The following is a 4622-nucleotide window of genomic DNA, read 5'->3' as shown; positions in this document are numbered from 1 at the left end:
GGGACTGCCCCGGCTCTGGTTGACACCTGACCTGTGAGGGATCTGCCCTCACGGTGGAAGGATGATCGACATGCCAAAGCCGTACCCGGAAGAGTTCCGCCGCGACGTCGTCGCCGTGGCCCGCAAACGCGAAGCCCCGCTGGAGCAGATCGCGAAAGATTTCGGGATCTCCGAGACTTGCCTGAAGAACTGGCTGCGCAAGGCCGACATCGAGGACGGCACCCGACCGGGCCTCACACGAGACGAATCCGACGAGCTCCGCGAGGCCCGCAAACGTATCCGGCTGCTCGAACAGGAAGCGGAGGTGATGCGCCGGGCGGTGGCCTACCTATCGAGGGACGTCAACCCAAAATGATGTTCCCGCTGGTCCGTGAACTTGCCGCCGACGGTATCGCCGTCGCGGTGACCTGCCGGGTGCTGGGATTCTCCCGGCAAGCGTTCTACAAGTGGAACACCGATCCCGTGTCCCGACGGGACTGGGACGATGCCCATCTGATCAACGCCGCACTCGATATCCACGCCGGCGATCCGGAGTTCGGATACCGGTTCATCGCCGACGAACTACCCACCCACGGCATCGTCGCCGGCGAGAACCGCGTCCACCGGCTGTGTTCGCAGCAGCGGATCTTCTCGGTGTTCGCCAAGAAGCGAGGACTTCATCGTCGCTCCGGGCCACCGGTCCATGACGACCTCGTCAGGCGGCAGTTCAGCGCCCAGCAGCCCGACCGGTTGTGGTTGACCGACATCACCGAGCACTGGACCGATGAGGGCAAGCTCTACCTCTGCGCGATCAAGGACTGCTTCTCCACCCGGATCGTCGGCTATTCGATCGCCGACCGGATGACCGCGGACCTGGCATGTTCGGCGCTGCGAAATGCCATTGCGCTCCGCAACCCGGACGGCACCGTCGTACATTCCGATCGCGGCAGCCAGTTCCGTTCCGGGATCTTCGTAGAATTGCTGACCTGCAATGGTTTACAAGGATCAATGGGGAAGGTGGGGGCATGTGGTGACAATGCCGCGATGGAATCGTTCTTCGCGTTGCTGCAACGCAATGTCCTCGACCGTCGCCGCTGGAGCAGCCGTGAGGAACTACGGTTGGCGATCGTCGAGTGGATCGAGAAGACCTACCACCGGCGTCGCCGGCAACGCGGTCTCGGTCGACTGACACCCGTCGAATATGAGACGCTCCATCAGACCGCACACGCGGCCTGAAACTGCACACCCCGTGTGTCAACCAGGGTGGGGGCAGTCCCGACCTATTCCTCCGTGATGTCCCTCGCGACTGTGCCCGGCGCCCTGCTCGCCCTGTTGTTCATCGACCGCGTCGAACGACGAACTGCCGTACTCGTGCTGTATTCGATGGTCGGGATGCTCATGCTGGTCTTCGGTTTCACCGACAGCGACACGGTGATGGTAGCCAGCGGGCTCCTGATCACGCTGCTGCTTCAAGCCTCCGTGCCCTGCGTCTACACGTATCTGCCCGAGATCTTCCCTACCAGCCTCCGCGGGTTCGGCGCCGGCGTCGGCAACGGTGTCGGACGCCTTGCAGTATTCGCCACGACGTTCCTCGTTGCAGCGCTCCTGTCGCAGTTGGGATTCACGGCGGTATTCCTCTACCTCGCAAGTGTGGTTGTGCTCGCAGGTCTCATCATGGGCAAATTCGGCGAACGCACCCGGGGCCGCAGCCTCGAGGAAATCACCATGACCGCCGACGAGGGCAAACATCAGCAAAGGATCCCAAACACGCAGCCAAGCGCTTCGGGCACTTGACGTTGACGACATCGTAGGCAGTCGGCAGCGTTGACGCGGCACCTGAACCAGACCTCTTGAACAAAGCCGATTGTGCCACCCGGCGAACCACGAGAGGACGCGTCGACGTTTCCCGCGAGTGGCCGTGACGGCATGGCGTTGTAGCGCTATAACGCCATGCCGTCATCGATTGCTTTGGCCAACAATCCTGCACCCACTTCGATCACCTGCCGCACTGACACCGTCTCGAAGGCGGCGACCCGGCCGCCGGTTGCGCCGCTCCCTTAGGAAGAGCTCGCGGTGAGCACCGGCTTGGGGAACGCGAGATTGATCTGGCGAGTCGGTCCCATCGACCGGGGGCCGGCTACCTCGGGAGACACCGGCGACAGTCGGCCGAAACAGACCAAACCTATGTTGATGCGTCATGTAACGAGGAGTGCGGGTGAATCATTGTTCACCTCATGGTGCAACATGAAGAGAAACGCTCAATTCGATAATGTTGGTGAGGAACTTTATGGATCCCGTAGTCACACAGTCCGAACCCCGCGGTGCCGGGGTCACGCTCGCTGTCGACCGGTGGATCGGGTGTCGACAGGAAAGGCGTGGTGCTGTTGCTGCACGGCGGCGGGCAGACGCGGCATTCCTGGCGTAACACCGGCCGCAGCCTGGCGGCGGACGGCTGGTCCGCGATCGCCGTGGACGCACGCGGGCATGGGGACAGTCAGTGGGCGCCGGACGGGGACTACGGCATCGATGCACTGGGCGCCGACCTGACGTCGGTCGTTTCGGAGTTGGGGGAGAAGCCGGTACTCGTCGGTGCCTCGATGGGCGGGATGACGTCGCTGATCGGGCAGGGGGAGAACCCGGATCTCGCTCGCGGTCTGGTCTTGGTCGATATCGCACCGAAGGTCGAGACCAGCGGCACCGCGGAGATCATGGCGTTCATGCGCAGTGGCCTCGAGGGTTTTGCGAGCCTCGACGAGGCTGCGGCGGCGATCGCGGCGTATACCCCGAACCGGGTGCGTAAGCCCAACCCGGACGGGTTGCGTAGAACCTGCGTCTGCGTGATGGCCGCTGGTTCTGGCATTGGGATCCGGCGTTCCTGCGCCAGGGCGACGAACCGACTCGTCAGGCGGATTCGATCGTGCGCTACGAACGCGCACGGAAGGCCGCGGCCGCGGTCACGGTTCCCACGATGCTGGTGCGTGGCAAGGAGTCGAAAGTGGTCAGCGAGGAAGGCGCAAGGAGCTTCTCGAGCTGTTCCCGACCGCCAAGCTGATCGACGTCACCGGGGCCGGCCATATGGTCGCCGGTGACGACAATGATGTCTTCAGTGGTGGACTGAAGGGATTTCTCGACGAAGACGTTGTCGCATTGCGTAACTGAAGCCATCGAGGCCCTCGAACGTAACGGCCAGAGCTCAGTTCGGATCTGAATCTGTGTCAGTGGTATCGGTGGTGGGATTCGCTCAGCAACCTGTGGCCGTCCGACCGACTGCCTCCCGCAGCCCTGTGCTCGAGGCCTACGGGAAGTCTCGAGCATCTCCTCGGCGGCCGTAGTTGTTTGAAATAGCGTGTGAGGTAAAGATATTCAACGGTAGCGGCTAGCCCGTCACCCCAATGCGTCACCGTCGGTGTCGTTTGTCGCTCGCTGCTGAGGCTCAGGTGGGGGAGAGGATGGCGCTGTGGTCGGCGATGATGCCGGCGACGAGGTCGCGGCCGGGGCCGTGGTCGAGGGGCAGGGGTGTGGTGGTGGGGTCGAGGGTCAGGTCGGGGTGGGGTGTGATCGCGGGGTCGGTGGTGAGGATCCAGGCGAGGGTGTCTTCGTTGAGCCGGGGCCGGTAGGCGAGTCCGTCGATGTCGGGGTCGGCGGCGCGGATGGCGTGGGCCCACCGCCTTGTGGTGACGTAGTGCCGGGCTTCGCATTTGGTGAGCCAGAGGTCCTGTCCGACCGACGAGAGGTGTGGGCCGTGGAGTGCGGCGACGGTGAGGGTGCGGGTGACGGTGAGGGCGGTCAGGGTGCGGCCGATCACGGCGGAGGCAGGCACGATCCGGGCGATGGTGGGGTCCAAGGGGAGGTCCCGGCAGATGGTTTCGGCGATCGCACCGTCGGGGCTGTCGGCGATGTAGAGGTAGGCGTAGCTGCCGTCGAGGGAGTCGAACCTGCCGCCGGCGAGTTCGTCCGGTTGCGCGGTGGGGTTGGGGGCGTGTGGGGCGCGGTGGCTGCTGTGCACCCGCCACACCATGGTTCCGGCGGTGAGCACGGTGCGGTGTGCCGGCCGGAGTAACCCTGCGGCCGGTGGTTCGATGTTCGGCATCAGTCGGGCAGCACCGCGGCGGCGAGCCGCTCGAGTTCCCGACCGGCTGCGGGGTCCGGGTCGGCGGCGAGGTCGGCGGGGGTCTGCCCCTCGGGTAGGCGGGTGGAGGGGGTCAGCCACCACGACGCCACACCCCACGGGTCGGCGTCGGCGCCGAGCGTGGTGTTGATCGCGGCGACGGTGTCGCGGACCGAGGCGGTGGCCTCGTCGAACTGGAATGCCGGGTACCGGTAGCTGTTGCCGACGGGCAGGGCCACGACCTTGCCGGTGGTGCGAAGCCTCGAGGCGACGGTGCGATCGGCTGCGGGCCGGCGTAGGACGGCGGCGACCTGGCCGGCGGTGAGCATCGCGTGGTCGAGGATGTGCCGGCGGGCGGCTTGCTCGATCTCGGCTTGGGCGATGGCGTCGTCGACGAGGTCGGCGCCGATCCGGGCGGCCTGGGTGCGGTCGGTCAGGGTCGGTGCCATCGCCAGCAGCGCGGTGACCTGGTTGCGGACCAGGTGCATCTCGGGGCGGGCGGCGAGTTCGGAGGCGACGACGTCGATCAGTTCGG

Annotated in this window: 5 protein-coding genes and 1 pseudogene; 3 read left to right on the top strand and 3 right to left on the bottom strand. The window is 65.4% G+C overall.

Annotated elements, in window-relative coordinates; genetic code table 11:
* The first annotated feature begins 70 nt into the window (after nt 1–70).
* From ACNJ7E_RS39800 to ACNJ7E_RS39790, 3 genes and pseudogenes are all read left to right on the top strand, one after another.
* A protein-coding gene (locus ACNJ7E_RS39800; protein WP_317762045.1) for an IS3 family transposase occupies nt 71–1215 on the top strand; the annotation gives its coding sequence in 2 pieces (ribosomal slippage) (nt 71–350 and nt 350–1215; 1146 coding nt in all).
* 57 nt (nt 1216–1272) lie between these two features.
* A complete protein-coding gene (locus tag ACNJ7E_RS39795; RefSeq protein ID WP_418342429.1) occupies nt 1273–1773 on the top strand; it encodes an MFS transporter in 501 nt (166 codons plus the stop codon).
* Between the two features lie 527 nt (nt 1774–2300).
* Nucleotides 2301–2897, top strand: a pseudogene (locus ACNJ7E_RS39790) (alpha/beta fold hydrolase); the annotation flags it as partial.
* Between the two features lie 4 nt (nt 2898–2901).
* Here the strand turns inward: ACNJ7E_RS39790 and ACNJ7E_RS39785 are convergent.
* The 3 genes from ACNJ7E_RS39785 to ACNJ7E_RS39775 all read right to left on the bottom strand — a co-directional run.
* Nucleotides 2902–3144, bottom strand: coding sequence for a hypothetical protein (locus tag ACNJ7E_RS39785; protein ID WP_418342430.1), 243 nt, complete (start codon nt 3142–3144; stop codon nt 2902–2904).
* A gap of 268 nt (nt 3145–3412) precedes the next feature.
* Nucleotides 3413–4069 carry an RES family NAD+ phosphorylase gene (locus tag ACNJ7E_RS39780; RefSeq protein ID WP_418342428.1) on the bottom strand — a complete coding sequence of 219 codons (657 nt, stop codon included), beginning with the start codon at nt 4067–4069 and terminating at the stop codon, nt 3413–3415.
* Nucleotides 4069–4622, bottom strand: a 554-nt coding sequence (locus ACNJ7E_RS39775) for a hypothetical protein (protein ID WP_418339986.1), incomplete at its 5' end; no start/stop codon positions are given. The genes ACNJ7E_RS39780 and ACNJ7E_RS39775, both read right to left, overlap by 1 nt.

Source organism: Rhodococcus mengyinensis (genome assembly GCF_048381435.1).
In the GTDB taxonomy this organism is placed as follows: Bacteria; Actinomycetota; Actinomycetes; order Mycobacteriales; family Mycobacteriaceae; genus Rhodococcus_F; species Rhodococcus_F opacus_D.
Note: the sequence above shows the minus strand (reverse complement) of the source record. Positions and strands in the feature narration are given on the sequence as shown.

Bases quoted from the DNA above. Each gene is read 5' to 3' on its own strand.
- ACNJ7E_RS39795 (WP_418342429.1), top strand. From the start codon at position 1,273: ATGTCCCTCGCGACTGTGCCCGGCGCCCTGCTCGCCCTGTTGTTCATC.
- ACNJ7E_RS39785 (WP_418342430.1), bottom strand. From the start codon at position 3,144: ATGGCTTCAGTTACGCAATGCGACAACGTCTTCGTCGAGAAATCCCTT.
- ACNJ7E_RS39780 (WP_418342428.1), bottom strand. From the start codon at position 4,069: ATGCCGAACATCGAACCACCGGCCGCAGGGTTACTCCGGCCGGCACAC.